Here is a 24,273-nt window from a genome sequence, read left to right as displayed (position 1 = left end):
CAAGGGGGCTTCGGGAAAAATCCCTGTGCCCCCGGGGCAAGGATCGGCTCAGTCGGGAATGGGCAGGCTGAGGGTTTCCTTCACCTCTTCCATCACGATGTAGGACTTGGATTCGCGGACGTGGGGCAGCTTGAGGAGGATGTCCCCCAGCAGCTTGCGGTAGGAGGCCATCTCGTTGATGCGGGCCTTCACCAGGTAGTCGAAGTCGCCGGACACCAGGTGGCATTCGAGCACGTGGGGCAGCTTGAGCACGGCGCGGCGGAACTCCTCGAAGGTGTCGCCGGACTTGTAGTCCAGGCTGATCTCGACGAACACCAGCAGGCTGGCCTTGAGGTGCTGCGGGTTCAGGCGGGCGTTGTAGCCCATGATGATCCCCTCGCGCTCCAGGCGGCGGACGCGCTCGGTGCAGGGCGTGGTCGACAGCCCCACCCGCTCGCCCAGCTCGGTGAAGGAGATGCGGCCGTCCTCCTGGAGGATGCGTAAAATATTCCGGTCTATCTTGTCCAGCTCACGACGCGATTGATGCTGGGTTCTCATGGTGGATGCCCCTCCGCAAAAGCCGATATTGCCAAGAATTATCGCCAAATATAGCTGGCTATATAGTGAATATCACTGGTCACGCCTTCTTATACTGCCGACATCTACGCTCAAAATAACAAACGCGCCGGCAAGGCCGTCGCGGTGGAGGCAGACATGCGAGTAATGGTGCTGGGCAGCGGCGTGATTGGTACCGCGAGTGCCTACTATCTGGCCCGGGAAGGCTTCGAGGTGGTGGTGGTGGACCGTCAGCCGGCCGTCGCCATGGAAACCTCCTTCGCCAACGCAGGCCAGGTCTCACCTGGCTACGCATCCCCCTGGGCCGCCCCCGGCGTGCCGCTCAAGGCCATCAAGTGGCTGATGCAGCGCCACGCGCCCCTGGCCATCAAGGCCACCGGCAGCCTGGACCAGTACCTCTGGATGGCGCAGATGCTGCGCAACTGTACCGCGTCCCGCTATGCGGTGAACAAGGAGCGCATGGTGCGCCTGTCCGAGTACAGCCGCGACTGCCTCGATGAGCTGCGCGCCGAAACCGGCATCGCCTATGAAGGCCGCCAGCTCGGCACCACCCAGCTGTTCCGCACCCAGGCCCAGGTCGACGCCGCCGCCAAGGACATCGCCGTCCTCGAGCGTTCCGGCGTGCCCTACGAGATCCTCGACCGCGACGGCATCGCCCGCGTCGAGCCGGCCCTGGCCAGCGTCAAGCACAAGCTCGCCGGCGCCCTGCGCCTGCCCAACGACCAGACCGGCGACTGCCAGATGTTCACCACCCGCCTGGCCGAGATGGCCGTGCAGCTGGGGGTCGAGTTCCGCTTCGGCCAGGACATCCAGCGCCTGGACTTCGCCGGCGACCGCATCAACGGCGTGTGGATCGACGGCAAGCTGGAAACCGCCGACCGCTACGTGCTCGCCCTCGGCAGCTACAGCCCGCAACTGCTCAAGCCGCTGGGCATCAAGGCCCCGGTGTACCCGCTCAAGGGCTACTCGCTGACCGTGCCGATCACCAACGGCGCCATGGCCCCGACCTCGACCATCCTGGACGAGACCTACAAGGTCGCCATCACCCGTTTCGACGACCGCATCCGCGTCGGCGGCATGGCGGAGATCGCCGGCTTCGACCTGTCGCTGAACCCACGCCGTCGCGAGACCCTGGAAATGATCACCACCGACCTCTACCCGGAAGGTGGCGATGTGGCCAAGGCCGAGTTCTGGACCGGCCTGCGTCCGGCGACCCCGGACGGCACCCCCATCGTCGGGGCCACGCCGTACCGCAACCTGTTCCTCAATACCGGACACGGTACCCTTGGCTGGACCATGGCCTGCGGTTCCGGCCGCCTGCTGGCGGACCTGATGGCGCGCAAGCGCCCGCAGATCAGCGCCGAAGGCCTGGACATCTTCCGCTACGGCAATTCCAAGGAGACCTCGAGCAATGCCAATCCAGCGACTGCACACTGAAACCCGCTACAGCGAAATCGTCATCCACAACGGCACGGTCTACCTGGCCGGCCAGCTTGACGAGAAGCTCAGCGCCGGAATCGGCCAGCAGACCCGCGAGACCCTCGCCAGCATCGACAAGCTGCTGGCCGAGGCCGGTACCGACAAGAGCCACCTGCTCTCGGTGACCATCTACCTCAAGGACATGGCGGCCGACTACGCTGCCATGAACGCGATCTGGGACGCCTGGCTGCCGAAGGGCGCCGCCCCGGCCCGCGCCTGTGTCGAGGCCCGGATGTATTCCCCCGAGGTGCTGGTGGAGATGACCGTCGTCGCCGCCCTGCCCTGACCCCTTCCTCAGCCCGGCGCCCGAGCCGGGTTTTTTCCATAACCAGAAGAAGTGCCCGCCATGCGTCCCGCCCGTGCCCTCATCGACCTCGAAGCGCTGCGCCACAACTACCGCCTCGCCCGTGAAGCCTCCGGTGCCCGCGCACTGGCGGTGGTCAAGGCCGATGCCTACGGACATGGCGCCGTCCGCTGCGCCCGTGCCCTGGAGGCCGAGGCCGACGGGTTCGCCGTGGCGTGCATCGAAGAAGCGCTGGCCCTGCGTGAAGCGGGCATCCGCGCGCCGATCCTGCTGCTCGAAGGCTTCTTCGAGGCCGACGAGCTGCCGCAGATCGAACAGCATGATTTCTGGTGCGTCCTGCATGCCCCCTGGCAGCTGGAGGCGGTGGAGCGAGCGACCCTCGCCCGGCCGCTGACCTTCTGGCTGAAGATGGATTCCGGGATGCACCGGGTGGGCTTCCACCCCGCCGAGTTCCGCGATGCCCACCAGCGCCTGCTGGCCAGTGGCAAGGCGGCCAAGGTGGTGCTGATGAGCCACTTCGCCCGTGCCGACGAGCTGGACAGCGACAGCTGCGCCCAGCAGGTCGCCGTGTTCCAGCAGGCCCGCGCCGGCATCGCGGCGGAAGTCAGCCTGCGCAACTCGCCGGCCCTGCTGGGCTGGCCCCAGGTTCCCAGTGACTGGGTGCGCCCCGGCATCATGCTCTACGGCGCCACCCCCTTCGAGCAGGCGCATCCACTGGCTGACCGCCTCAAACCGGTGATGACCCTGGAGTCCAAGGTCATCAGCGTGCGTGAACTCCCGGCCGGGCAACCGGTGGGCTATGGCGCGCGCTTCGTCACCGAACGGCCGACCCGGGTCGGCGTGGTGGCCATGGGGTATGCCGATGGCTATCCGCGCCATGCGCCCACCGGCACGCCGGTGGCCATCGACGGCCAGCCCTCGCGGCTGATCGGCCGGGTCTCCATGGACATGCTCACCGTCGACCTCACCGACCTGCCCCAGGCCGGCCTCGGCAGCCGTGTCGAACTGTGGGGCAACCAGGTGTCTGCCGCCGAGGTGGCGATGCATGCCGGGACCATCCCCTACCAGATCTTCTGCAACCTGCGCCGGGTCCCTTTGAGCGAGCGCTGAGCCTCGCCCAGCGGGGCCTGCGGACCATTGGTTGCTTGCCAACTTCATGATTTTCCTGGGATTTCTCAGGGGGGTTGTTTTTTTGCGCAGTATTGACGGCCGAAGTGTTGTAAATACTGAACGCTAGCCGCATGATTGCGCGCACCAAGCCCCCCTAACAAGAATCCAGAGGAGGATCCCAGCATTGGACGTCGGTGTTCGACTGCAAGCTATCCGCAAGCTCAAAGGCCTTTCCCAGCGTGAACTCGCCAAACGTGCAGGCGTTACCAACAGCACGATTTCCATGATCGAGAAGAACAGCGTCAGCCCCTCCATCAGTTCGCTGAAGAAGGTGCTCGGGGGCATCCCCATGTCGCTGGTGGAGTTCTTTTCCCTCGACCTGGAGCAGGACAACCAGACCCAGGTGGTCTATCGGGCCTCCGAACTCACCGACATCTGCAGTGGCGCCATCACCATGAAGCTGGTGGGCAAGGCCCATCCCAGCCGCGCCATCGCCTTCCTAGACGAGACCTACCCGCCGGGCACCGACACCGGTGACGAGATGTACGCCCACGAGGGCGAAGAGGCCGGCATGCTGGTCGAAGGGCGTCTCGAACTGACCGTCGGCAACGACGTGTACATCCTCGAACCGGGCGACAGCTACTACTTCGAAAGCAGCCGTCCGCACCGCTTCCGCAATCCGTTCGACCTGCCGGCTCGCCTGATCAGCGCGACCACTCCGGCAAACTTCTGAAAGACCGCTGCCGCCGATATCCCTGCGACGCGTTGGGTTGTTTCGGCCAGACGGCCATGACGTTATACTTGCGCCCGCTCGCGAAACCGTGGCCGCGGGCGTATCTAGCCACGATGAGGGTGAAAGGGTGAACCTGATAAATAAGATGCTGGCAGCGCATGTTGCCGTATTGGCCCTGTGGGCAGTTAGCGCCCAGGCCGCGACCGACGACGCCATCGCCGAGCGCATCAAGCCGGTGGGCGAGGTCTGCGTGCAGGGTCAGGAATGCAAGGGTGTCGGCGCCGTGGCAGCGGCTGCAGGCGGCGGCGCACGTACGCCGGACGACATCATCGCCAAGCACTGTGGCGCCTGCCACACCGCTGGCGTGCTGGGTGCACCGAAGATCGGTGACACCGCAGCCTGGAAAGAGCGTGCAGACCACCAGGGCGGCCTCGACGGCATCCTGGCCAAGGCCATCACCGGCATCAACGCCATGCCGCCGAAGGGCACCTGCGCCGACTGCACCGACGACGAGCTGAAAGCCACCATCAAGAAGATGTCCGGCCTGTAAGCGTCGCGAAGCATCGAAAAAGCCGCCCGAGGGCGGCTTTTTTGTGCCTGCGCGGTGCGACTCGTTGTCGCAGCGCCGCCGGGCCCGAGGTGTTCGGGCCCGGCAACGGGTCAGTCGATGAAGCTGACCTTGCCGTCCGCGAGGGAGGCCACACGAGCCAGCGACTCGATACGGTAACCCTCTTCCTCCAGCAGGCGGCGCCCGTCCTGAAAGGACTTCTCGATGACGATGCCGAGGCCGGCGATGCTCGCGCCCGCCTGGCCGATCAGGTCGATCAGCGCCTTGGCCGCGTGGCCGTTGGCGAGGAAGTCATCGATCACCAGCACATGGTCGGCGGCCGTCAGGTGCTTGGCGGAGATGGCGATGGTGCTCTCGGTCTGCTTGGTGAAGGAGAACACCTTGGAGATCAGCAGGTCGTTCTTCAGCGTCAGCGACTGGAACTTGCGCGCGAAGATCACCGGTACGCCCAGCTCGAGGCCGGCCATCACGGCCGGGGCAATGCCCGAGGCCTCGATGGTGACGATCTTGGTGATGCCCTGGCCGCGGAAGCGCTCGGCGAACTCATGGCCGATGAACTGCATGAGCCTGGGGTCGATCTGGTGATTGAGGAAGGCGTCGACCTTGAGCACCTGGTCGGAAAGCACGATGCCTTCGGAAAGGATCTTTTCTTTGAGAATGTCCACGGGAGGGGCTTCCTGCGAAGCGGCTGTCGCTGATGAAGCGGCGCATTCTACCTTGGCCAGGGGCCATCGCGCGATGCCCTTCTGGCCGTTCGGTCAGACTTCTCCGCAGGCCCGGTCAGGGCTTCTTCAGCATCGCCCGGATGTCCGCCAGCGCCGTGTTGCCACGCACCGCCTTCACCTCGGTCGGCGTGTCGTCCATGCCTTCCCACTCCAGGTCTTCCGGCGGCAGCTCGTCGAGGAAGCGGCTGGGTGAGCAGTCGATGATCTCGCCGTACTGCTTGCGCTTGGCGGCGAAGGTCATCGCCAGGTTCTGCCGGGCGCGGGTGATGCCCACGTAGGCCAGGCGGCGCTCTTCCTCGATGGTGTCGGCCTCGATGCTGGAGCGGTGCGGAAGGATGTCCTCCTCCACGCCCATGATGAACACGTAGGGGAACTCCAGGCCCTTGGACGCGTGCAGGGTCATCATCTGCACCCCCTCGGCGCCCTCTTCCTCCTCCTGCTGGCGTTCGAGCATGTCGCGCAGCACCAGCTTGGCGATGGCTTCCTCGATGGTCATGCCGCCTTCCTCGTCGCGCTCGAGGGTGTTCTTCAGCGCATCCACGAGGAACCACACGTTGCCCATGCGGAAGTCAGCGACCTTGTCGCTGGAGGCGTTCTGGCGGATCCAGTTCTCGTAGTCGATGTCCATCACCATGCTGCGCAGGGCGGCGATCGGGTCGCTCTCGGCGCACTGCTGGCGGACCTTGTCCATGAAGCGCTTGAAGCGCTGCAGGCGCTCGGTGTAGCGGCTGTCCAGGTGCTCGGCCAGGCCGATCTCATCGGCGGCGGCGTACATCGAGATCTTCCGCTCGGTGGCGTAGTTGCCGAGCTTCTCCAGGGTGGTGGAGCCGATCTCCCGGCGCGGCACGTTGATCACCCGCAGGAAGGCGTTGTCGTCGTCCGGGTTCACCAGCAGGCGGAAGTAGGACATCAGGTCCTTCACTTCCTGGCGCCCGAAGAAGCTGGTGCCGCCCGAGAGCCGGTAGGGAATCTGGTGGTGCTGCAGCTTCAGCTCCATCAGCTTGGCCTGGTGGTTGCCCCGGTAGAGGATGGCGAAGTCGCTGTAGGGCCGCTGGGTGCGCAGGTGCAGGGTGAGGATCTCCATGGCGATGCGCTCGGCCTCGGCGTCCTCGTTGCGGCAGCGGATCACCCGGATCGGGTCGCCCACGCCCATCTCGCTCCACAGCTGCTTCTCGAACACGTGGGGGTTGTTGGCGATCAGCACGTTGGCGCACTTGAGGATGCGGCTGGTGGAGCGGTAGTTCTGCTCCAGCATCACCACCTTGAGGGAGGGGAAATCCTCCTTCAGCTGCATCAGGTTCTCCGGCCGCGCGCCGCGCCAGGCGTAGATCGACTGGTCGTCGTCGCCCACCACGGTGAACTGCGCGCGGTGCTGCACCAGCAGCTTCACCAGCAGGTACTGGCTGGCGTTGGTGTCCTGGTACTCGTCCACCAGCATGTAGCGCACCCGGTACTGCCACTTTTCGAGGATGTCCGGGTTGTCCTGGAAGAGCTTCACCGGCAGCAGGATCAGGTCGTCGAAGTCCACCGCGTTGTAGGCCTTCAGCGTGCGCTGGTAGTGCAGGTAGACGATGGCCGCGGTCTGCTCCTTGGGGTTGCGCGCGTTGGCCAGGGCCTCCTCGGGCAGCACCAGGTCGTTCTTCCAGTTGCCGATGCAGTTCTTGATCTCGTCGACGCCGTCGTCGCCCGAGTACTCCTTCTGCATGATGTCCGACAGCAGCGCCTTGATGTCCGTCTCGTCGAAGATCGAGAACCCCGGCTTGTAGCCCAGCCGCGCGTGCTCCTTGCGGATGATGTTCAGGCCCAGGTTGTGGAAGGTGGACACCGTCAGCCCACGGCCTTCGGCCCCGCGCAGCAGGCTGCTGACGCGCTCCTTCATCTCGCGGGCGGCCTTGTTGGTGAAGGTCACGGCGACGATGTGCTGGGCGCGGATGCCGCACTGCTGGACGAGGTAGGCGATCTTGCGGGTGATCACGCTGGTCTTGCCGGAACCGGCACCGGCGAGCACCAGGAGCGGGCCGCCGACGTAGTTCACGGCTTCCTGCTGCCGGGGGTTGAGTCGGGACATGCGGGCTGTACGGGGGAAGGGAATGGCCGCGCATTCTACCAAACCCCGCCGGGCATGCCGAAGTCCGTTCCACAGTGTGATCCAGCCCCCCTTTGGGGCAGGTTGCGACTTGGCTATTTCCACACTTCCAGTACGATTGTTCCGGCACCTGGGTCTGAGAGGCGATCTCATTCGAGCCCGGTGAGCCAACAACGTGCCGGTAGTGCACGAATAAGACGACGTCGACTACGACGCGAACAGGCGCCTGGCGCCACTGCTTCTTGTGACCTGGGGAGGTCCGATTGTCTGCGCTCGCGAAGCCCCTGCACCTGTTGCTGCTGGCGGACACGCCTGGCTGGGCGGAAGGGGTTCGCCCGCTGTTCGAGGCCCTCGGGCCCGATTACCTCCTGATCACCGCCCCCACCTGGGAAGCCGCCTCGAGCCTGTTCGACGACGGCACCGAAGGCATCCTCTTCTGCACCGCCGAGCTGTTGCCCATGCCCGGCCGCTGCCACCTGCCCACCGTGCTGCTGCTGGAGCAGGACCCGGGCGAGCTGCCCGCCGGCGTCCATGACTGGCTGCCGCGCGAGCGCCTTGACCTGGACCTGCTGCGCCGCTGCCTGCGCTACCTCGGCGAACGCCAGCGGATGCAGGGCACCCTGCAGGGCCTGGCCGAGCAGGACCCGCTCACCGGTATCGCCAACCGCCAGGGCTTCCAGACCCTCCTGGCCGCGCGGCTGGTGGAATACGGCGGCAACGGCCTGACCCTCGGCCACCTCGACCTGGACAATTTCCGCCACGCCAACGATGCCCTCGGCTACCAGGCCGGCGACCGGCTGATCCTGCAGGTGGTGGCGCGGCTCAAGGCCGAGCTGTCCCCCGGTGACCAGGTCGCCCGCCTGGGCAGCGACGAATTCGCCCTGCTGCTGGACACCCGCCGCGACCCGCAACGCGCCGAGCGCCTGGCCTCGCGCCTGATGGAGGCCCTCGGCGAGCCCTTCTGGGTCGATGGCGAGAGCCTGCTGATCGGCTGCAGCCTGGGCCTTGCCCATGCCCGCCCGGACGAAGGCGCCGACCCGCTGATGTGGCACGCCCACATCGCCATGCAGCAGGCCAAGGGTGCCCAGGGCTGCACCTTCCACCTCTTCGACGCGCACCTCAACCGGGGCGCCCGCAGCCTCGCCGACCTGGAAGGCGAGCTGCGCCGGGCGCTGCGCCGGGACGAACTGGAGCTGCACTACCAGCCGCGCCTGTGCCTGAAGACCGGCCGCATCGTCGGCCTCGAAGCCCTGGTGCGCTGGCGCCACGCCGAGCGCGGCCTGCTGGCGCCCAGCGAGTTCGTGCCCCTGGCCGAGCAGAGCGGGCTGATCGTGCCGCTGGGCTACTGGGTCATCGCCCGGGCCCTGCGCGACATGCAGTGGCTGCGCGGGCGCGGCCTGCCGGCCTTGCACATGGCGGTGAACCTGTCGTTCCGCCAGTTCCAGGACAGCCAGCTGCTGCCCACCCTCACCCGCCTCATCGACGAGCGCGGCGTGGATGCCCGCTGGCTGGAGTTCGAGCTGACCGAGACCGCCGTCATGCGCCGCAGCGAGCAGGTGCTCACCACCATGCAGGCACTGGGCAAGGTGGGCGTGCGTTTCTCCCTGGACGACTTCGGCACCGGCTTCTCCTCCTTCGTCCACCTCAACAGCCTGCCCATCACCCTGCTGAAGATCGACAAGAGCTTCGTCGGCGGCATGCAGGCGCGCCCGGAGAACCAGCAACTGGTGCGGGCCATGATCAACCTGGCGCACAACCTCAAGCTCGAAGTGGTGGCCGAAGGCGTCGAGAACACCGACCAGCTCGCCCTGCTGCGCCAGTTCGGTTGCGACCAGGTGCAGGGCTACTGGATCAGCAAGCCCCTGCCGCTGGTGGAGCTGGCGCGCTTCCTGGTGTTCGGCGTGCGCCAGCCGGCCCTCGGCCAGCCCGAGGGCTGAGCCTCAGGCCGCCACCGAAGCCCGGGCGGCAACCGCCGGCTCGCCGCGCAGCAGGCGGCGGGTCTTGAACTCGAAGCCCAGGGTCAGCCCCAGCGCCGCGCAGGCCAGGCCCGAGGCCAGCCCCCACCACACGCCCTGCGGGCCCCAGCCGAAGTGGAAGGCCAGCAGCCAGGCCGCCGGGGCGCCCACCAGCCAGTAGCAGCCGAGGCCGACCAGGAAGGTGGTCTTGGCATCCTTCAGCCCCCGGATGGCGCCCATGGCGATGGTCTGGATGCCGTCGAACAGCTCGAACCAGGCGGCGATCGCCAGCAGGCCCACGGCCATCTGCACCACCGCTTCGAACTCGGCGTTGCCACGCTCCAGGAACAGCCCCACCACCCACTCCGGCGCCAGCCAGAACAGCGCGGCGAAGCTCAGCATGCAACCGGCGCCCAGGCCGATGCCCAGCCGCCCGGCGCGGCGTGCGTCCTCCAGGCGGCCGGCGCCGAAGTGCTGGCCGATGCGGAAGGTCACCGCATAGGAGATGCCCACCGGCACCATGAAGGCCACGTACACCGACATGATCGCCACCTGGTGCGCGGCCAGCGCCTGGCTGCCCAGGGCTCCCATGCACAGCGCAGCGAAGGCGAACAGGCCGGACTCCACCGCATAGGTGCCGCCGATGGGCAGGCCCAGGCGCAGCAGCTCGCGCAGGTCGTCCAGGCGCGGCTGCAGCAGGCCGTGGCGCAGCGAGTAGGCGGCATAGGCCGGGTGACGCGTCACGTGCCAGGCCAGCAGCAGTGCCATAGCGGTCATCACCAGCGCGGTGATCAGGCCGATGCCCGCCAGGCCCAGCCGGGGCAGGCCGAACCAGCCGTGGATCAGCACATAGTTGAGGGCGAAGTTGGCCAGCGCCCCGCCGATGCTGATGGCCATCACCGGGCCGGGCCGGCCGATGGCGCTGGTGAAGCCGCGCAGGGCCATGAAGGTCATGTAGCCGGGCAGCGCGAACACCAGGGTGGAGAGGAACTGCATGGCGCCCTCGATATTGTGCGCCTCCTGGCCGAACACCCGCAGCAGCGGCGCCAGGTTCCACAGCAGCAGCCCGGCCGCCAGGGCCAGGCCCCAGCCCAGCCACATGCCGGCCTGGGTCAGCCGCGCGGCACCGGCCACGTCCCCGGCGCCGTGGCGGATCGCCACCAGGTTGCCCACGGCGGCGATCACCCCCACGCAGAAGATCGAGACGAAGGAATAGCTCGCCGCGCCCAGGCCGCCGGCAGCCAGTTCGGCCGGGCCCAGCAGGCCCATCATCACCGTGTCGGTGAACACCATCAGCACGTTGGCCAGTTGCGCGGCGATCAGCGGGCCGGCAAGGCGGAGGATGGCCAGGAGTTCCGGCCGGAGGGATGCAGGCATGAGTAATGATCACCACGGAGGGGAGAGACGCCAGGCGGGCGGCCCTGATGCGGCGAATTCTCCCAGGCCTTGAAGCCCCGCCACAAAAGGAAAAAAATGATCCCTTCCATGACTCTGACTCATGCGAGAGTGTCGCCATGTCCCGCCGCCTGCCCCCGCTCTATGCCCTGCGTGCCTTCGAGGCAGCGGCGCGCAACGCGTCCTTCACCCGCGCGGCCGAGGAACTGGCCATCACCCAGAGCGCGGTGAGCCGGCACATCCGCACCCTGGAGGAGCACTTCGCCTGTCGCTTGTTCGAGCGCCGGGGTCGCCACCTGCAACTGACCGAGGCCGCGCGGGTCATCCTCCCCGGGCTGCGCGAGGGCTTCGACGCCCTGGAGCGCGCCTGTTCCATCCTGCGGGTGGACGACGGCAACCTCTGCCTCAAGGCCCCCTCCACCCTCACCATGCGCTGGCTGCTGGCGCGGCTGTCGCGCTTCCGCCACCTCAGCCCGGAGAACGAGGTGCAGCTCACCAGCGCCTGGATGGACGTGGACAAGGTGGACTTCCAGCACGAGCCGTTCGACTGCGCGGTGCTGCTCTCCGACGGCCACTTCACCCAGGACTGGGAGGTGACGCGGCTGTTCCCGGAGTGGCTGATCCCGGTCTGCGAGCCCGCCCAGGCCCGGCAGCCCTGGACGGTACAGCAGCTGCGCCAGGCCGAGCTGCTGCACCCCACGCCGGACCGCCGCGACTGGCGGCGCTGGCTGCAGCGCATGGGGTTGGAGGAGCAGGTCTCGCTGAAGGGTGGCCAGGTGTTCGACACCCTGGAGCTGGGCATCGTCGCCGCCACCCGGGGCTATGGGGTGTCCATCGGCGACCTGGTGATGATCGCCGAGGACGCCACCAGCGGCCGCATCGGCCTGCCCTGGCCGGCTGCGGTGGCCAGCGGCGAGAGCTATTACCTGGTCTGGCCACGCGGTCGCCGGGACCAGGAACGCCTGCAGCGGCTGCGGGATTTCCTCCTCGCCGAAGTGGCCGCCATGGACCTGCCGGCCGTGGAATTGCTGGACTGAGCGGCCGTTCGTCGGCCTGACGGCAACATCGGAAAGAACAGCTCGCAGCGAAGCACAGCCGTCCTATACCTCAGTAGGGCACTCAAGTATTCTCGCCGCCCCGCGAAGGGGGCAGAGACCTCCTCGCGTGTCGCCTTGCCCTATTTCCGGAGATTCCCCCCATGAACCAGCCCAGGTCACGCATTGCCTGGCAGCTCGCCGCCGCCCTCGCCCTGATCCTCGTGTTGTTGATCAGCGGCAGCACCCTCTTCGCCCTGCGCTCGCTGGACAAGGCCAACCTGGCCACCCGCGAGGAGCACCTGGCCAGCGAGGCCCGCCTGCTGGCCGACCAGCTCACCACCTTCCATGGCAGCCTGCGCGAGAGCACCCAGCGCCTGGCCAGCCTGTTCGAGCAGCGCTTCGCCCAGGGCCTCACCCTGCACAGCGGCGAGCGCGTACCGGTGGCGGCCCTGACCCCGCCGGCGCTGTACCTCAACGGCCAGGTGCTGAACAACGACTTCACCCTGGTGGACGAATTCCGCCAGCTCACCGCTGGCGTCGCCACGGTGTTCGTCCGCGATGGCGCCGACTTCGTGCGCATCACCACCTCGCTGAACAAGCAGGACGGCACCCGCGCCATCGGCACCGTGCTCGACCACGCCCACCCGGCCTACCAGCGCCTGCTGGCCGGGCAGAACTACGTGGGCCGAGCCCTGCTGTTCGACCGCTACTACATGACCCAGTACACCCCGGTGCGCGACGACACCGGTGCGGTGATCGCCGTGCTCTTCGTCGGCTTCGACTACACCGACGCGCAGAACGCCCAGTTCAGGAACCTGGAGCGCTTCCGCATCGGGCGCACCGGCTCCCTGGCGTTGCTGGACGAAACCGGCAAATGGCTGGTGGCCCCCGCCGGCGTGCGCCGCCCGGAAGCCATCGGCGATGCCCTCAAGAGCCTGCAGGCCAACCCCGGCAAGGGGCTGTTCTGGAGCGACGGCACCGAGGACTTCTTCAGCATCGCCGTGCCCTTCGCCGACGGGCCCTGGCAGGTGGTGGCGAGCATGCCCGAGGAGGAGATCGGCGAGGTCACCTGGCGAGTCGGCAGCCAGCTGGCCCTTGGCAGCCTGCTGGCGATGGTGCTGGCGGTGGCTGCGGTGATCGGCCTGCTGCGCCTGCGCCTCAAGCCCCTGGGCGACCTGGTGGACCAGGCCCGCGCCCTGGGCGCCGGCAACCTCGGGGTGCGCCTGGACGTGTCCAGCCGTGACGAGATCGGCGAGCTGGCCGGCAGCTTCAACCAGATGGGCGAGGCGCTGTCGACCATGGTGGCGCACATCCGCAGTTCCGCTCAGCAGGTCAGCAGCCGCTCCCAGGTGCTCTCGGGCCTGGCCAGCGGCGCCCACGAGGGCATGGAGCAGCAGTCCGGCGAGATCAGCAGCATGGCCGGCGCGGTGGAGGAGTTCAGCGCCACCTCGCTGAACATCGCCGACAACATGCGTGCCACCGAACGCCTGGCCAGCGACAACGCCCAGCAGACGCGCATCGGCCAGGTGGCGATGGACGAGGCATCCACGGCCCTGGAACAGATCGCCAACGCCCTCAACGGCACCGCCGAGGTGATCAACACCCTGGGCCAGCGCTCCCAGGAGATCGGCGGCATCGTCGGCGTCATCACCGCCATCGCCGACCAGACCAACCTGCTGGCCCTCAATGCCGCCATCGAGGCCGCCCGGGCCGGCGAGCAGGGCCGTGGCTTCGCCGTGGTGGCCGACGAGGTGCGCAGCCTGGCTGGCCGCACCCGCGAGGCGACCACCGAGATATCCAGCATGATCGGCAGCATCCAGCAGGAGACCGCCAGCGCCATCAGCACCATGGAACACGGCAAGGCGCTGATGCAGGAAGGCCTGGCGCGCAACGCCAAGGTGGCCGATGCGCTGGCACGGATCGCCCAGCAGAGCGCCGCCGCCGGCGAGCAGGTCACCGCCATCACCACCGCCACCCAGGAGCAGAGCAGCACCGCGACCCTGCTCAGCAGCAACCTGCAGAGCATCGCCCTGGCCAACAGCGAGCAGCGTGAGGTGGTGGCGAACCTGGCGCAGACGGCCCGGGAGCTGGACCGCCTGGCCGAGGAGTTGCGCCAGGAAGTGGGCCGCTTCCGCTGACCCACCGGGGCCCGGCCAGCCGGGCCCTGCCGCGGGTGCTCAGCGCACCACGTGGAGGAAGTGCAGGTGCTTCTCGTACTGGTCGAGCAGGTCGCCGATCACTTCCTCCCGGCTCCAGCCCATCACGTCATAGTCCTGGCCGCCCTCGCGCAGGTACACCTCGGCGCGGAAGTACTTGCGGGCGTCTCCGTTCTCCTCGCCCCCTTCGCGGGCCATGAAGCGCGGCAGCAGCAGCGAGCGCGGGCGCACCTCGTAGCTGAAGTCCACCTCCTCGCCATGGCCGACGTTGAGCTTGCAGCGGCCGTCCTCGCCGTTCAGCACTTCCACCGCGCAGCCCTGCTTGCGCAGCTCCTCGGCCACCTCCAGGCAGGCCGGGCGCACCACTTCGTCGATGAAGCGGGTCACATGGCTGCGCCGGGGGAACATGAGGATGTTGCGCAGCCGCCTTTGCCAACCACCCAGTTGCTGCTGCGCCGGGCGCGACAGGGCGAGCGCCTGGTAGCGGATGCCGCGCTTGGTGGCGTCCAGCCGCAGGGCCTTGAGCAGGCCCCAGGTGGCGGCCAGCAACACCGCTGCGAAGGGCAGCGCGCTGGCGATGGTGGCGGTCTGCAGGGCCTTGAGGCCGTCGGCCAGCAGCAGCGCCATGGCCACCACGCCGGTGAGGATCGACCAGAACAAGCGCTGCCACAGCGGGGTGTTCTCCTTCCCTCCCGAGGCCAGCATGTCCAGCACCAGGGCACCGGAGTCGGCCGAGGTGACGAAGAACACCACCACCATCGCCACTGCCAGCAGCGACAACAGGGTGGACAGGGGGAAGTGGTCGAGGAAGGCGAACAGTGCCAGCGAGCTGTCCTGCTGCACCGTTTCCACCAGGTCGAGGTAGCCCTGGTTGAGCACCATGTGGATGGCGGTGTCGCCGAAGATGGTCATCCACAGCAGGGTGAAGCCGGCCGGGACGAACAGCACGCCGCAGACGAACTCACGGATGGTGCGGCCGCGTGAGATGCGGGCGAAGAACAGCCCGACGAAGGGCGACCAGGACAACCACCAGCCCCAGTAGAGCAGCGTCCAGCCGCCGATCCAGTCGGTGGGTTCGTAGGCATAGAGGTTGAAGGTCTTGCTGACGATCTCCGACAGGTAGCCGCCGGTGTTCTGCACGAAGGTCTGCAGCAGGAACACCGTGGGGCCGAGGACCAGCACCAGCAGCATCAGCAGGGTCGCCAGCGCCAGGTTCAGCTCCGACAGGACCTTGATGCCCTTGTTCAGCCCACTGGCTGCCGAGAGGGTGGCCAGGCCGCAGGTGCCGGCGATCAGTGCCAGCTGCACCGGAGTGCTGACCGGTACGCCGAAGAGGTGGTGCAGGCCGCCGTTGATCTGCAGCACGCCGTAGCCCAGGGAGGTGGCAATGCCGAACACGGTGCCGAGGATGGCGAAGATGTCCACCGCATGGCCGATGGGGCCGTAGATGCGATCACCGATCAGCGGGTAGAGCGCCGAGCGCAGGGTCAGCGGCAGGTCATGGCGGAAGCAGAAAAAGGCCAGGATCAGCGCGACGATGGCGTAGATCGACCAGGCGTGGAGGCCCCAGTGGAAGAAGGTCAGCTTCATGGCCTCCTTCGCGGCGGCCACGGTGTGGGGGTCGCCTACCGGCGGGTTGACGTAGTGCATCAGGGGTTCGGCGACGCCGAAGAACATCAGGCCGATGCCCATGCCGGCGGCAAAGAGCATGGCGAACCAGGTGCCGTTGCCGTAGTCGGGGCGGCTGTGGTCGGGGCCGAGACGGATGTCGCCGAAGCGGCTGACGGCGAGGAAGACGACGGTGATGAGGATCAGGGCGACGCTGAGGACGTAGAACCAGCTGGCGTTCAGGACGATCCACTGCTGGATCTGGCCGAACAACCACTGGGCCTGGTCGCGGGCCAGGGTGCTGTAGAGCACCAGGGCGATGACGAGGACGGCAGAGCCGTAGAACACCGGTGGGTTGAGGGTGGATGGGGAAGACGAACGTGCCTCCATTGAGCTAGCTCTCCTTTCGATCGGATGGCCGCCAAGGGCGGAAGGCGGCGCAGTCTAACAGAGTCGATAGATCGGCTCTTTCGGCGCCTTGTTCCTCATAGTTTTTTCAGCTGCTGGTCGGCCGGTACTGCAGGGCCTCGGCCAGGTGGTGGCGCTGGATGTCGGGCGCGTCCGCCAGGTCGGCGAGAGTGCGGGCCACCTTGATCAGCCGGTGCGCGGCACGCAGGGACAACCCGAGGCGCTCGCAGGCCTGCTCCAGCCAATGCTGGTCGTCGGGCGTCAGCGGACAGTGCTGGTGCAGCCGGGACAGGTCGAGGAAGGCGTTGGCGCAGCCCTGGCGAGCCAGTTGCCGACGCCGGGCTCGTCCGACTTCCCCGGCAGCGGTGGCACTGTCGAGCCCGCCGCTGACGGGCGCGCCCAGGTGTGTGGCTTCGCGGGCGACCGTCAGGTGCAGGTCGATGCGGTCCAGCAGCGGGCCGGAGAGCCGGGCCCGGTAGCGCTGGATCTGCTCCGGTGTGCAGCGGCAGCGATGGGTGTCGTCGCCCAGGTAGCCGCAGGGGCAGGGGTTCATGGCCGCCACCAGCTGGAAGCGCGCCGGGAAGCGCACCCGGTCGTTGGCCCGGGCGATGATGATCTCGCCGCTTTCCAGGGGCTCTCGGAGGACCTCCAGCACCTTGCGGTCGAACTCCGGCAGCTCGTCGAGGAACAGCACGCCCTGGTGCGCCAGGGTGATCTCGCCGGGTTTCGGACGACTGCCCCCACCTACCAGGGCCGGGCCGGACGCGCTGTGGTGAGGCTGCCTGAAGGGACGCTGGGGCCAGCACGCCAGCGGCGATTGGCTGGCCACCGAATGGATGGCGGCCACTTCCAGGGCCTCGTGTTCCTCCAGCGGTGGCAGCAGGCCTGGCAGGCGGCTGGCCAGCAGTGTCTTGCCGGTGCCGGGCGGGCCGGACAGCAACAGGTTGTGGGCTCCTGCGGCGGCCACCAGCAGCGCACGCTTGGCTGCCAGTTGGCCCTGGACATCGGCGAGATCGGGATAGGGCGCGGCCTGCAGCGGCAGGCCCTGGCTCTGGAACGGTGCCAGCGGCGACTGGCCGTTGAGGTGGGCGGCCAGCTCCAGCAGGTGACCCACGGCGAACACCGTCAGGCCGCTGGCCAGGCTGGCCTCCTCGGCGTTTTCCCGGGGCACCACCAGCGCCCGTCCGGCAGCGCGAGCCGCCAGCGCAGCGGGCAACGCGCCCTGCACCGGACGCAGGGCACCGGACAGGGCCAGCTCGCCGAGGCACTCCAACTGCTCCAGGGCTGCGGCGGGCACCTGGCCGCTGGCCGCGAGGATGCCGAGGGCGACGGCCAGGTCGAAGCGTCCGCCTTCCTTGGGAAGATCGGCCGGTGCAAGGCTGAGGGTGATGCGCCGCAGGGGGAATTCGAAACCGCTGGTGAGCAGGGCGCTGCGGACGCGGTCCTTGCTCTCCTTGACGGCGGTTTCCGGGAGGCCGACCAGGGCCAGGGACGGCAGGCCGTTGGCCAGGTGCGCCTCCACCGTGACGGCGGGGGCTTCCACGCCGACCTGGGCGCGGCTGTGGACGAGGGCCAGGGACATGGATCGCTCCTTGATCGGTCCGCCCGGCCGGAGTGGCTTACTCCGTGGGCGGCGGGTTCAGCTGGGCTTCCAGCTCCGCGACCTTCGCCTCCAGGGCTTCCAGGCGCGCGCGGGTTCGGGCGAGCACCACCATCTGGCTGTCGAATTCCTCGCGGCTGACCAGGTCCAGCTTGCTGAAGGCGCTCTGCATCAGGGCCTTGAACTGGGCCTCGAATTCGGCGCGGGGCAGCGGGGTGTCGCCATTGAACAGGCGGGAGGCGTGGGAGCCGAGGGCATCGAGCAGGGCTTTGGGCGGCAGCATGGTGGGCATCCGTTGACAGGGCGGGCCGGAGTTTACCACGGGGTCCCGGCCGAGTCGGGCGACAGGCCGACGCACGATTTCCGAGCAATGGCTGAAGTGCGCGTGCACCTTTTCCGTGCATCGTTTTGGGGCAGTGCCGCCCGGCGCCACGGCCAAGGGCCACTATCTGCTTGAAAAACGGGGCTTTTGGGCGAGCTGGCAAGCTTTCTGCTTTAGCGCTGGTGAAGGGTGCACCGATGCAGTACCGGTGCGTCAGGCGAGGCGGGGGAGTGTTTCGCCAGGAGCGGTTGGTTGGCGTCGAAGCGGGCCGGGCCAGGGCGGTTCGACGCGTTACAAAGCCAGGCACTGCGCTTAGACTTGAGCCGGGTTCGTTTTCCTGGGGCAAGTCCACCAAATACGGGAGAAGTTTCATGAAGCTAGTCACTGCCATCATCAAGCCGTTCAAACTCGATGACGTGCGCGAGTCGCTGTCCGAGATCGGCGTGCAGGGCATCACCGTTACCGAGGTCAAGGGCTTCGGGCGCCAGAAAGGCCACACCGAGCTGTACCGTGGCGCCGAGTACGTCGTCGACTTCCTGCCCAAGGTGAAGATCGACGTCGCCATCGCCGATGACCAGCTCGACCGTGTCATCGAGGCCATCACCAAGGCGGCCAACACCGGGAAGATCGGTGACGGCAAGATCTTCGTCGTGAATCTGGAACAGGCCATCCGCATCCGTACCGGCGAAACCGGCACCGACGCGATCTAAGCCTCCGAACCCCAACGCCCCAGGAGAAAACCACATGACTCTGCGTAAAGCCGCAGGGCTAGGAGCCCTTTTGTCCCTCGTTACCCCCGGCCTGGCCATGGCCGCCGACGAGGTCGTGCTGAACAGTGGCGACACCGCATGGATGATCGTCGCCACGGCACTGGTGCTGTTCATGACCATCCCCGGCCTGGCGCTGTTCTACGGCGGCATGGTCCGCTCCAAGAACGTCCTCTCGGTGATGATGCAATGCTTCGCCATCACCGGCCTGATCAGCGTGCTCTGGGTCGTCTACGGCTACAGCCTGGCCTTCGACACCACCGGCATGGAGCAGGGCGTCGTCAACTTCAATTCCTTCATCGGCGGCCTGTCCAAGGCCTTCCTCAGCGGCCTGAACACCAGCAGCCTGGTGTACGCCGTGCCGGAAAGCGTGTTCATCACCTTCCAGATGACCTTCGCCATCATCACCCCGGCCCTGATCGTCGGTGCCTTCGCCGAGCGCATGAAGTTCTCCGCGATGCTGATCTTCATGGCCGTGTGGTTCACCCTGGTCTACGCGCCGATTGCCCACATGGTGTGGAGCGGCAACGGCGGCCTGATGTGGGACTGGGGCGTGCTGGACTTCGCCGGTGGCACCGTGGTGCACATCAACGCCGGTATCGCCGGCCTGGTGGCCTGCATCGTGCTGGGCAAGCGCAAGGGCTACCCGACCACCCCGATGGCCCCGCACAACCTGGGCTACACCCTGATCGGCGCGGCCATGCTGTGGGTGGGCTGGTTCGGCTTCAACGCCGGCTCCGCCGTGGCTGCCAACGGCACTGCGGGCATGGCCCTGCTGGTCACCCAGATCGCTACCGCGGCCGCTGCCCTGGGCTGGATGTTCGCCGAGTGGCTGACCCACGGTAAGCCGAGTGCCCTGGGCATCGCCTCCGGTGTGGTCGCCGGCCTGGTCGCCGTGACCCCGGCCGCTGGCACCGTCGGCCCCATGGGCGCCCTGGTCATCGGCCTGGCCGCTGGCGTGATCTGCTTCTTCAGCGCCACCAGCCTCAAGCGCAAGCTGGGCTACGACGACTCCCTGGACGCCTTCGGCGTGCACGGCATCGGCGGCATCGTCGGCGCCCTGCTGACCGGCGTGTTCGCAGCACCGGCCCTGGGTGGCTTCGGCACCGTCGAGAACATCGCGGCCCAACTGTTCATCCAGTTCAAGGGCGTGGCCTTCACGGTCGTCTATACCGCTGTGGTCACCTTCGTGATCCTCAAGGTGCTGGACCTGGTGATCGGCCTGCGGGTCAACGAAGAGGAAGAGACCGTCGGCCTCGACCTGGCGCAGCACAACGAGCGCGGCTACAACCTGTAAGCCCGCCGGCCCCTCCGGGGCGTGCGAACCGCTGCCAAGGGCGCCGAAAGGCGCCCTTTGCTTTTTCAGAGGCCGCGCTAGAATGCGCGCCGAGCGAAATCCGAGGGAGTGGCGCCCATGTGGCACCAGACGCTGATCACCTTGAAGCCGCGTGCACGAGGCTTCCACCTGGTCACCGACGAGCTGCTGGCCGGATTGCCGGAACTGGGTCGCTGCCGTATCGGTCTGTTGCACCTGCTGCTGCAACACACATCGGCTTCACTGAGCGTCAACGAGAATGCCGACCCCTCCGTGAGGCGCGATTTCGAACGGTTCTTCAACCGCCTCGTGCCCCAGGGCGAGGGTGGCTACGAACATGACTACGAAGGCCCGGACGACCTGCCGGCGCACTTCAAGTCGAGCCTGCTGGGCTGCCAGCTGACCTTGCCGGTGCGTGACGGGGCGCTCGCCCTGGGTACCTGGCAGGGGATCTACCTCGGCGAACACCGCGATCAGGGCGGTGCGCGCCGGGTGCTGGCGACCCTCTACGGCGAGGCATCGTGATTTTTTCCGGGCGCGTAGAAACCTGGCGCGACTGGGCTATAACTAACCTGCTCTTGCAAGACACGAGGTAGAAGAATGAGCGACGAAGAACTGGAACAAGACGAGCTCGAAGCGGGCGACGAGGACGAAGGCGAGGAGCTGGCTGCCGCCGAGGACAGTGGCGACGACAGCGATGACGGCGAATCCCCCGCCCCTGCCGGCAAGGGCAAGAAAGCCGCTGCCGTCGAGGTCGAGGAGCTGCCCAGCGTCGAAGCCAAGCAGAAGGAGCGCGATGCGCTGGCCCGTGCCATGGAGGAATTCCTGGCCCGTGGCGGCAAGGTGCAGGAGGTGGAGCCCAACGTGGTCGCCGACCCGCCCAAGAAGCCGGACAGCAAGTACGGCAGCCGCCCCATCTGAGTGAGTCGCCTGGAAGAGCCCGCTTGATGCGGGCTTTTTCATGCCTGCGATTCGGGGTCAGGCGCCCCGGTGCCAGCGCTCCAGCAGCGCGGGTAGCTGGTCCAGGGTACGAATCTCCGCGTCGGGGTGGTCGTCGCCGTCCCAGGGTTTGCCCTGGGGGTTGAACCACACCGCGCGCATGCCGGCATTGCGGGCGCCCTGGATGTCGTCGCTGGGGTGATCGCCGATGTGCACCGCCTGGGCAGCGGGGACGCCGGCCCGGCGCAGCGCTTCTTCGAAGGGATGTGGGTCCGGCTTGCCGATGCCCAGTTCCTCGGCGCAGAGGGCGAACTGGAAGTAGTCCGCCAGGCCCAGGCGGCGGACGTCGGCGTTGCCGTTGGTGATCACCGCCAGCCGGTAGTGGTTGGCCAGGCGCTCCAGGGTCGGGTGCACCTCGGGGAACAGGTCGATGCGGTGCCGCGCAGCCAGGAACACCTGGAAGCCGGTCTCCGCCAGCTCCGCAGCCTCGGCCTGTGGATAACCGGCCTCTTCCAGGGCATGGAAGAGGATGCGCCGGCGCAGCTCGCTCAGGCGGTGCCTGAGCCCGGGGGTGGCGTCCACCAGGCGGGCGCGGATCGCCCACAGGTGCTCGATCGGCACGGGGCCCAGGCGCGGCGCCTCGTTGCCCAGCCATTCGCGCAGGGCGGCTTCGGCGCCCTGCATCACCACCGAGACGTCCCACAGGGTGTCGTCCAGGTCGAAGGTCACCAGTTGGATGCTCATTCCTCGTCCTTGGCTCCGTTGCGTCGTGCCCGGGGGTGGGCCTTGTCGTAGACCGCCGCCAGGTGCTGGAAGTCCAGATGGGTGTAGATCTGCGTGGTGGAGATGTCGGCGTGGCCGAGCAGTTCCTGCACCGCCCGCAGGTCCTGGGAGGACTCCAGCATGTGGCTGGCGAAGGAGTGCCGCAGCATGTGCGGATGGACGTGCTGGCCCAGCTCGCGCACCCCGGCCACCCGCACCCTTTCGCGCACGGCGCGGGGGCCGATGCGCCGCCCCTGGCGGGTGACGAAGACGGCACCGTCCACCGGGGACACGCTGGCGCGGTGGGGCAGCCAGCGCTCCAGAGCCTGGCGCGCCATGCGCCCGAGGGGCAGCTCGCGGATCTTGTTGCCCTTGCCGATCACCCGCACGCTGCCGTCGGCCAGGTCCAGGCGGTCCAGGTCCAGGCCCACCAGTTCCGACAGGCGCAGGCCGGAGGAATAGAACAGCTCGAGGATGGCCTGGTCGCGGCGGGCCATGAACTCGTCTTCCACTGCGCCATCCAGCAACTGCTGGGTGCGGTCGGCATCCAGGGTGCGGGGCAGGCGTCGTTCGCCCTTGGGCGCGCTGATGCCGCTGGCCGGGTCGTGACGGCAGCGGCCCTCGCGGATCAGGTAGCGGTACAGGCCGCGTACGGCGGAGAGCAGGCGGGCGAGGCTGCGGGCAGACTGCCCCTGCTGGTGCAGGCGCGCCACCATGCTGCGCAGCGGGCGGGGTTGCAGTGTGGTCCAGTCATCGAGGCCGAAGCCTTCGGCCAGGGCCACGACCTTCTCCAGGTCGCGCCGGTAGCCTTCCAGCGTGTGCGGGGAAACCTGGCGCTCACTGCGCAGGTGTTCGAGGTAGCGCTCCAGATCGGCCTTCATCGGTCCTCCCGGCGCGCTGCGCTCAGCGCACCGAGCGCAGCGGAGTGGCGTGGCGCGGCAGCACCCGGGCCAGGACTTCGGCGATGTAGCTGAGGAACAGGGTGCCGAGGGAGCTCTTGTAGTGCTGTGGGTCCGGGCTGCCGATGGCCAGCAGGCCGTGCTGGCCCTGGTGGTTGAGGGAGACGACGGCGGCCGAGCCGACCTTGGCGCCCTCTTCCGCGCCGAACAGGAACTCCAGCTCGTGGGCCCGCAGCACGCCGCAGATGGTCTTGCCCGCCACCAGCAGGCCACCGATGGCCTGGTGCGCTTCGGCGCTGGAGACGCTGCGGCCCACCGGCAGGGTGCTGTCGCTGAACAGGATCAGGCTGACGAAGGGCACCTGGAACTCATGGCGCAGGCTGTCCTCGATGGCACCGACCACTTCCTCCAGCGTATTGGCGTCCAGCAGGTCGAGCACCAGGCGGCGGGTCTTGTCGAACAGGCGGTCGTTGTCGCGGGCCACGTCCATCAGCTGGGACAGGCGGTGGCGCATCTCGATGTTGCGCTCGCGCAGCAGCTTCACCTGGCGCTCCACCAGCGAGACGGCCTCGCCAGGCTGGTGGGGGATGCGCAGTTCAGGGATCAGCTCCTGGTGGTCGACGAAGAACTCCGGGTGCTGGCGCAGGTAGGCCGCGACCGACTCGGAATCGAGGGCGCGCGGCGCGTCGGGGTGCTTCTCGCTCATGCTCTCGGCTCGTTCATAGGCGGACCTGGCCTTCGTACACGCGTACGGCCGGGCCGGTCATCATCACGGGCTGGCCGGGGCCGGCCCATTCGATGGTCAGCTTGCCGCCCGGCAGCTCCAGCTGCACGGGGGAGTCCATCCAGCCCTGGCGAATGGCCGCGACGGCCGCGGCACAGGCGCCTGTGCCACAGGCACGGGTTTCCCCAGCGCCACGCTCCCAGACCCGCAGGCGGGCCTGGTGGCGATCCTGGACCTGCAGGAAGCCGACGTTGACCCGCTGCGGGAAGCGCGGGTGGTGTTCGAGTTTCGGGCCCAGCTCGTGGACCGGCGCGCGGTCCACATCCTCGACGCGCAGCACGGCATGGGGGTTGCCCATGGACACGGCGGCGAGCTGGACGGTCTGGCCGTCCACGTCGACCGGGTAGCTCAGGGCCTCGGCCTCGGCGACGAAGGGGATCTGCTGGGGCACGAGGCGCGGCGGGCCCATGTCGACCCGGACCTGGCCGTCGGCGCGGACATCCAGCTCGATGATGCCGGCCTTGGTCTCGACGCGGATCTGCTTCTTCACGGTCAGGCGCTTGTCCAGCACGAAGCGTGCGAAGCAGCGGGCGCCGTTGCCGCACTGCTCCACCTCGGAGCCGTCCGAGTTGAAGATGCGGTAGCGGAAATCCACGTCCGGATTGGTGGGGGCCTCGACGATCAGCAACTGGTCGAAGCCGATGCCAGTGTGGCGGTCGCCCCACTGCTTGGCGTGCTTGGGCTGGATGTGCGCGTGCTGGCTGACCAGGTCGAGCACCATGAAGTCGTTGCCCAGGCCGTGCATCTTGGTGAAACGCAGCAGCAT

Annotated in this window: 23 protein-coding genes and 1 pseudogene; 13 read left to right on the top strand and 11 right to left on the bottom strand. The window is 67.8% G+C overall.

The window, feature by feature from the left end; genetic code table 11:
• Positions 1–48: 48 nt before the first annotated feature.
• Positions 49–537: a transcriptional regulator DadR gene (gene dadR, locus FBY21_RS19530; RefSeq protein WP_044400730.1), complete on the bottom strand. Its 489-nt coding sequence runs from the start codon at positions 535–537 to the stop codon at positions 49–51.
• Positions 538–693: 156 nt separating this feature from the next.
• Between dadR and dadA the strand changes: the two genes are divergently transcribed.
• The 5 genes from dadA (at position 694) to FBY21_RS19505 (ending at position 4,731) form a co-directional block, all read left to right on the top strand.
• Positions 694–1,992 (top strand): D-amino acid dehydrogenase, encoded by a 1,299-nt coding sequence (gene dadA / locus FBY21_RS19525; RefSeq protein WP_044400733.1) that lies wholly within the window; start codon positions 694–696, stop codon positions 1,990–1,992.
• On the top strand, positions 1,967–2,320 hold the full coding sequence (locus FBY21_RS19520; RefSeq protein WP_044400736.1) for a RidA family protein: 354 nt from the start codon (positions 1,967–1,969) through the stop codon (positions 2,318–2,320). The genes dadA and FBY21_RS19520 overlap by 26 nt, the downstream gene beginning before the upstream one ends.
• A gap of 60 nt (positions 2,321–2,380) precedes the next feature.
• Positions 2,381–3,448, top strand: coding sequence for an alanine racemase (alr, locus tag FBY21_RS19515; RefSeq protein ID WP_142013050.1), 1,068 nt, complete (start codon positions 2,381–2,383; stop codon positions 3,446–3,448).
• A gap of 184 nt (positions 3,449–3,632) precedes the next feature.
• The gene (locus FBY21_RS19510) at positions 3,633–4,181 is read left to right on the top strand and encodes a cupin domain-containing protein (RefSeq protein ID WP_044400741.1); all 549 of its coding nucleotides are present in this window, start codon (positions 3,633–3,635) and stop codon (positions 4,179–4,181) included.
• Between the two features lie 127 nt (positions 4,182–4,308).
• Positions 4,309–4,731: a c-type cytochrome gene (locus tag FBY21_RS19505; protein WP_044400744.1), complete on the top strand. Its 423-nt coding sequence runs from the start codon at positions 4,309–4,311 to the stop codon at positions 4,729–4,731.
• Positions 4,732–4,841: 110 nt separating this feature from the next.
• On the opposite strand, the gene FBY21_RS19500 is transcribed toward FBY21_RS19505, so the two are convergent.
• Positions 4,842–5,414, bottom strand: coding sequence for a xanthine phosphoribosyltransferase (locus tag FBY21_RS19500; RefSeq protein ID WP_142013047.1), 573 nt, complete (start codon positions 5,412–5,414; stop codon positions 4,842–4,844).
• Positions 5,415–5,529: 115 nt separating this feature from the next.
• The gene (gene rep, locus FBY21_RS19495) at positions 5,530–7,542 is read right to left on the bottom strand and encodes a DNA helicase Rep (protein WP_044400749.1); all 2,013 of its coding nucleotides are present in this window, start codon (positions 7,540–7,542) and stop codon (positions 5,530–5,532) included.
• 281 nt (positions 7,543–7,823) lie between these two features.
• On the opposite strand from rep, the gene FBY21_RS19490 reads away from it, so the two are divergent.
• On the top strand, positions 7,824–9,497 hold the full coding sequence (locus FBY21_RS19490; protein ID WP_142013044.1) for a putative bifunctional diguanylate cyclase/phosphodiesterase: 1,674 nt from the start codon (positions 7,824–7,826) through the stop codon (positions 9,495–9,497).
• Between the two features lie 3 nt (positions 9,498–9,500).
• Here FBY21_RS19490 and FBY21_RS19485 read toward each other — a convergent pair whose 3' ends face one another.
• Positions 9,501–10,892 carry a NorM family multidrug efflux MATE transporter gene (locus FBY21_RS19485; protein ID WP_142013042.1) on the bottom strand — a complete coding sequence of 464 codons (1,392 nt, stop codon included), beginning with the start codon at positions 10,890–10,892 and terminating at the stop codon, positions 9,501–9,503.
• 137 nt (positions 10,893–11,029) lie between these two features.
• Between FBY21_RS19485 and FBY21_RS19480 the strand changes: the two genes are divergently transcribed.
• The 3 genes and pseudogenes from FBY21_RS19480 (at position 11,030) to FBY21_RS30330 (ending at position 14,085) form a co-directional block, all read left to right on the top strand.
• Positions 11,030–11,947 (top strand): LysR substrate-binding domain-containing protein, encoded by a 918-nt coding sequence (locus FBY21_RS19480; protein ID WP_044400758.1) that lies wholly within the window; start codon positions 11,030–11,032, stop codon positions 11,945–11,947.
• Between the two features lie 161 nt (positions 11,948–12,108).
• Positions 12,109–13,230, top strand: a pseudogene (locus FBY21_RS30335) (Cache 3/Cache 2 fusion domain-containing protein); the annotation flags it as partial.
• Positions 13,225–14,085 (top strand): methyl-accepting chemotaxis protein, encoded by an 861-nt coding sequence (locus FBY21_RS30330; RefSeq protein ID WP_371321009.1) that lies wholly within the window; start codon positions 13,225–13,227, stop codon positions 14,083–14,085. The pseudogene FBY21_RS30335 and the gene FBY21_RS30330, both read left to right, overlap by 6 nt.
• Before the next feature lie 39 nt (positions 14,086–14,124).
• On the opposite strand, the gene betT is transcribed toward FBY21_RS30330, so the two are convergent.
• The 3 genes from betT to FBY21_RS19460 form a co-directional block, all read right to left on the bottom strand.
• Complete coding sequence (betT, locus tag FBY21_RS19470; protein WP_107328730.1) at positions 14,125–16,101, bottom strand: choline BCCT transporter BetT; 1,977 nt, start codon at positions 16,099–16,101, stop codon at positions 14,125–14,127.
• 106 nt (positions 16,102–16,207) lie between these two features.
• Complete coding sequence (locus tag FBY21_RS19465; RefSeq protein ID WP_142013039.1) at positions 16,208–17,701, bottom strand: YifB family Mg chelatase-like AAA ATPase; 1,494 nt, start codon at positions 17,699–17,701, stop codon at positions 16,208–16,210.
• Between the two features lie 37 nt (positions 17,702–17,738).
• Positions 17,739–18,002: an accessory factor UbiK family protein gene (locus FBY21_RS19460; RefSeq protein WP_044400771.1), complete on the bottom strand. Its 264-nt coding sequence runs from the start codon at positions 18,000–18,002 to the stop codon at positions 17,739–17,741.
• A 410-nt stretch (positions 18,003–18,412) separates the two neighbouring features.
• On the opposite strand from FBY21_RS19460, the gene glnK reads away from it, so the two are divergent.
• From glnK to sutA, 4 genes are all read left to right on the top strand, one after another.
• Entirely contained in the window at positions 18,413–18,751 is a 339-nt protein-coding gene (gene glnK / locus FBY21_RS19455; RefSeq protein WP_003457590.1) for a P-II family nitrogen regulator, read from the top strand.
• A gap of 34 nt (positions 18,752–18,785) precedes the next feature.
• Positions 18,786–20,105 (top strand): ammonium transporter, encoded by a 1,320-nt coding sequence (locus FBY21_RS19450; protein ID WP_044400778.1) that lies wholly within the window; start codon positions 18,786–18,788, stop codon positions 20,103–20,105.
• Between the two features lie 117 nt (positions 20,106–20,222).
• Positions 20,223–20,648: a secondary thiamine-phosphate synthase enzyme YjbQ gene (locus tag FBY21_RS19445; protein WP_044400781.1), complete on the top strand. Its 426-nt coding sequence runs from the start codon at positions 20,223–20,225 to the stop codon at positions 20,646–20,648.
• Positions 20,649–20,723: 75 nt separating this feature from the next.
• The gene (gene sutA, locus FBY21_RS19440; protein ID WP_044400784.1) at positions 20,724–21,044 is read left to right on the top strand and encodes a transcriptional regulator SutA; all 321 of its coding nucleotides are present in this window, start codon (positions 20,724–20,726) and stop codon (positions 21,042–21,044) included.
• Between the two features lie 57 nt (positions 21,045–21,101).
• Here sutA and FBY21_RS19435 read toward each other — a convergent pair whose 3' ends face one another.
• From FBY21_RS19435 to dapF, 4 genes are read right to left on the bottom strand one after another with little or no spacing between them, the layout of a single operon-like run.
• Positions 21,102–21,806: an HAD family hydrolase gene (locus tag FBY21_RS19435; RefSeq protein WP_142013037.1), complete on the bottom strand. Its 705-nt coding sequence runs from the start codon at positions 21,804–21,806 to the stop codon at positions 21,102–21,104.
• Positions 21,803–22,705: a tyrosine recombinase XerC gene (gene xerC, locus FBY21_RS19430; protein WP_044400790.1), complete on the bottom strand. Its 903-nt coding sequence runs from the start codon at positions 22,703–22,705 to the stop codon at positions 21,803–21,805. Before xerC ends, FBY21_RS19435 begins: the two co-directional genes overlap by 4 nt.
• A 22-nt stretch (positions 22,706–22,727) precedes the next feature.
• Entirely contained in the window at positions 22,728–23,429 is a 702-nt protein-coding gene (locus FBY21_RS19425; RefSeq protein ID WP_142013035.1) for a DUF484 family protein, read from the bottom strand.
• A gap of 13 nt (positions 23,430–23,442) precedes the next feature.
• Positions 23,443–24,273: a diaminopimelate epimerase gene (dapF, locus tag FBY21_RS19420; protein WP_044400797.1), complete on the bottom strand. Its 831-nt coding sequence runs from the start codon at positions 24,271–24,273 to the stop codon at positions 23,443–23,445.

Source organism: Pseudomonas sp. SLBN-26, from assembly GCF_006715895.1.
GTDB classification, from domain to species: Bacteria; Pseudomonadota; Gammaproteobacteria; order Pseudomonadales; family Pseudomonadaceae; genus Metapseudomonas; species Metapseudomonas otitidis.
The sequence above is the reverse complement of the archived record's forward strand: the minus strand, read 5'-3'. Positions and strand labels throughout refer to the sequence as shown.

What these genes read in the sequence shown, in the direction of transcription:
- FBY21_RS19425 (WP_142013035.1), bottom strand. Translation starts at nt 23,429, where the DNA reads ATGAGCGAGAAGCACCCCGACGCGCCGCGCGCCCTCGATTCCGAGTCG.
- betT (WP_107328730.1), bottom strand. Translation starts at nt 16,101, where the DNA reads ATGGAGGCACGTTCGTCTTCCCCATCCACCCTCAACCCACCGGTGTTC.
- FBY21_RS19450 (WP_044400778.1), top strand. Translation starts at nt 18,786, where the DNA reads ATGACTCTGCGTAAAGCCGCAGGGCTAGGAGCCCTTTTGTCCCTCGTT.
- FBY21_RS19485 (WP_142013042.1), bottom strand. Translation starts at nt 10,892, where the DNA reads ATGCCTGCATCCCTCCGGCCGGAACTCCTGGCCATCCTCCGCCTTGCC.
- glnK (WP_003457590.1), top strand. Translation starts at nt 18,413, where the DNA reads ATGAAGCTAGTCACTGCCATCATCAAGCCGTTCAAACTCGATGACGTG.
- dadA (WP_044400733.1), top strand. Translation starts at nt 694, where the DNA reads ATGCGAGTAATGGTGCTGGGCAGCGGCGTGATTGGTACCGCGAGTGCC.
- sutA (WP_044400784.1), top strand. Translation starts at nt 20,724, where the DNA reads ATGAGCGACGAAGAACTGGAACAAGACGAGCTCGAAGCGGGCGACGAG.
- alr (WP_142013050.1), top strand. Translation starts at nt 2,381, where the DNA reads ATGCGTCCCGCCCGTGCCCTCATCGACCTCGAAGCGCTGCGCCACAAC.
- FBY21_RS30330 (WP_371321009.1), top strand. Translation starts at nt 13,225, where the DNA reads ATGGGCGAGGCGCTGTCGACCATGGTGGCGCACATCCGCAGTTCCGCT.
- FBY21_RS19480 (WP_044400758.1), top strand. Translation starts at nt 11,030, where the DNA reads ATGTCCCGCCGCCTGCCCCCGCTCTATGCCCTGCGTGCCTTCGAGGCA.
- dadR (WP_044400730.1), bottom strand. Translation starts at nt 537, where the DNA reads ATGAGAACCCAGCATCAATCGCGTCGTGAGCTGGACAAGATAGACCGG.
- dapF (WP_044400797.1), bottom strand. Translation starts at nt 24,273, where the DNA reads ATGCTGCTGCGTTTCACCAAGATGCACGGCCTGGGCAACGACTTCATG.
- FBY21_RS19460 (WP_044400771.1), bottom strand. Translation starts at nt 18,002, where the DNA reads ATGCTGCCGCCCAAAGCCCTGCTCGATGCCCTCGGCTCCCACGCCTCC.
- FBY21_RS19435 (WP_142013037.1), bottom strand. Translation starts at nt 21,806, where the DNA reads ATGAGCATCCAACTGGTGACCTTCGACCTGGACGACACCCTGTGGGAC.
- FBY21_RS19520 (WP_044400736.1), top strand. Translation starts at nt 1,967, where the DNA reads ATGCCAATCCAGCGACTGCACACTGAAACCCGCTACAGCGAAATCGTC.
- FBY21_RS19465 (WP_142013039.1), bottom strand. Translation starts at nt 17,701, where the DNA reads ATGTCCCTGGCCCTCGTCCACAGCCGCGCCCAGGTCGGCGTGGAAGCC.
- FBY21_RS19445 (WP_044400781.1), top strand. Translation starts at nt 20,223, where the DNA reads ATGTGGCACCAGACGCTGATCACCTTGAAGCCGCGTGCACGAGGCTTC.
- xerC (WP_044400790.1), bottom strand. Translation starts at nt 22,705, where the DNA reads ATGAAGGCCGATCTGGAGCGCTACCTCGAACACCTGCGCAGTGAGCGC.
- rep (WP_044400749.1), bottom strand. Translation starts at nt 7,542, where the DNA reads ATGTCCCGACTCAACCCCCGGCAGCAGGAAGCCGTGAACTACGTCGGC.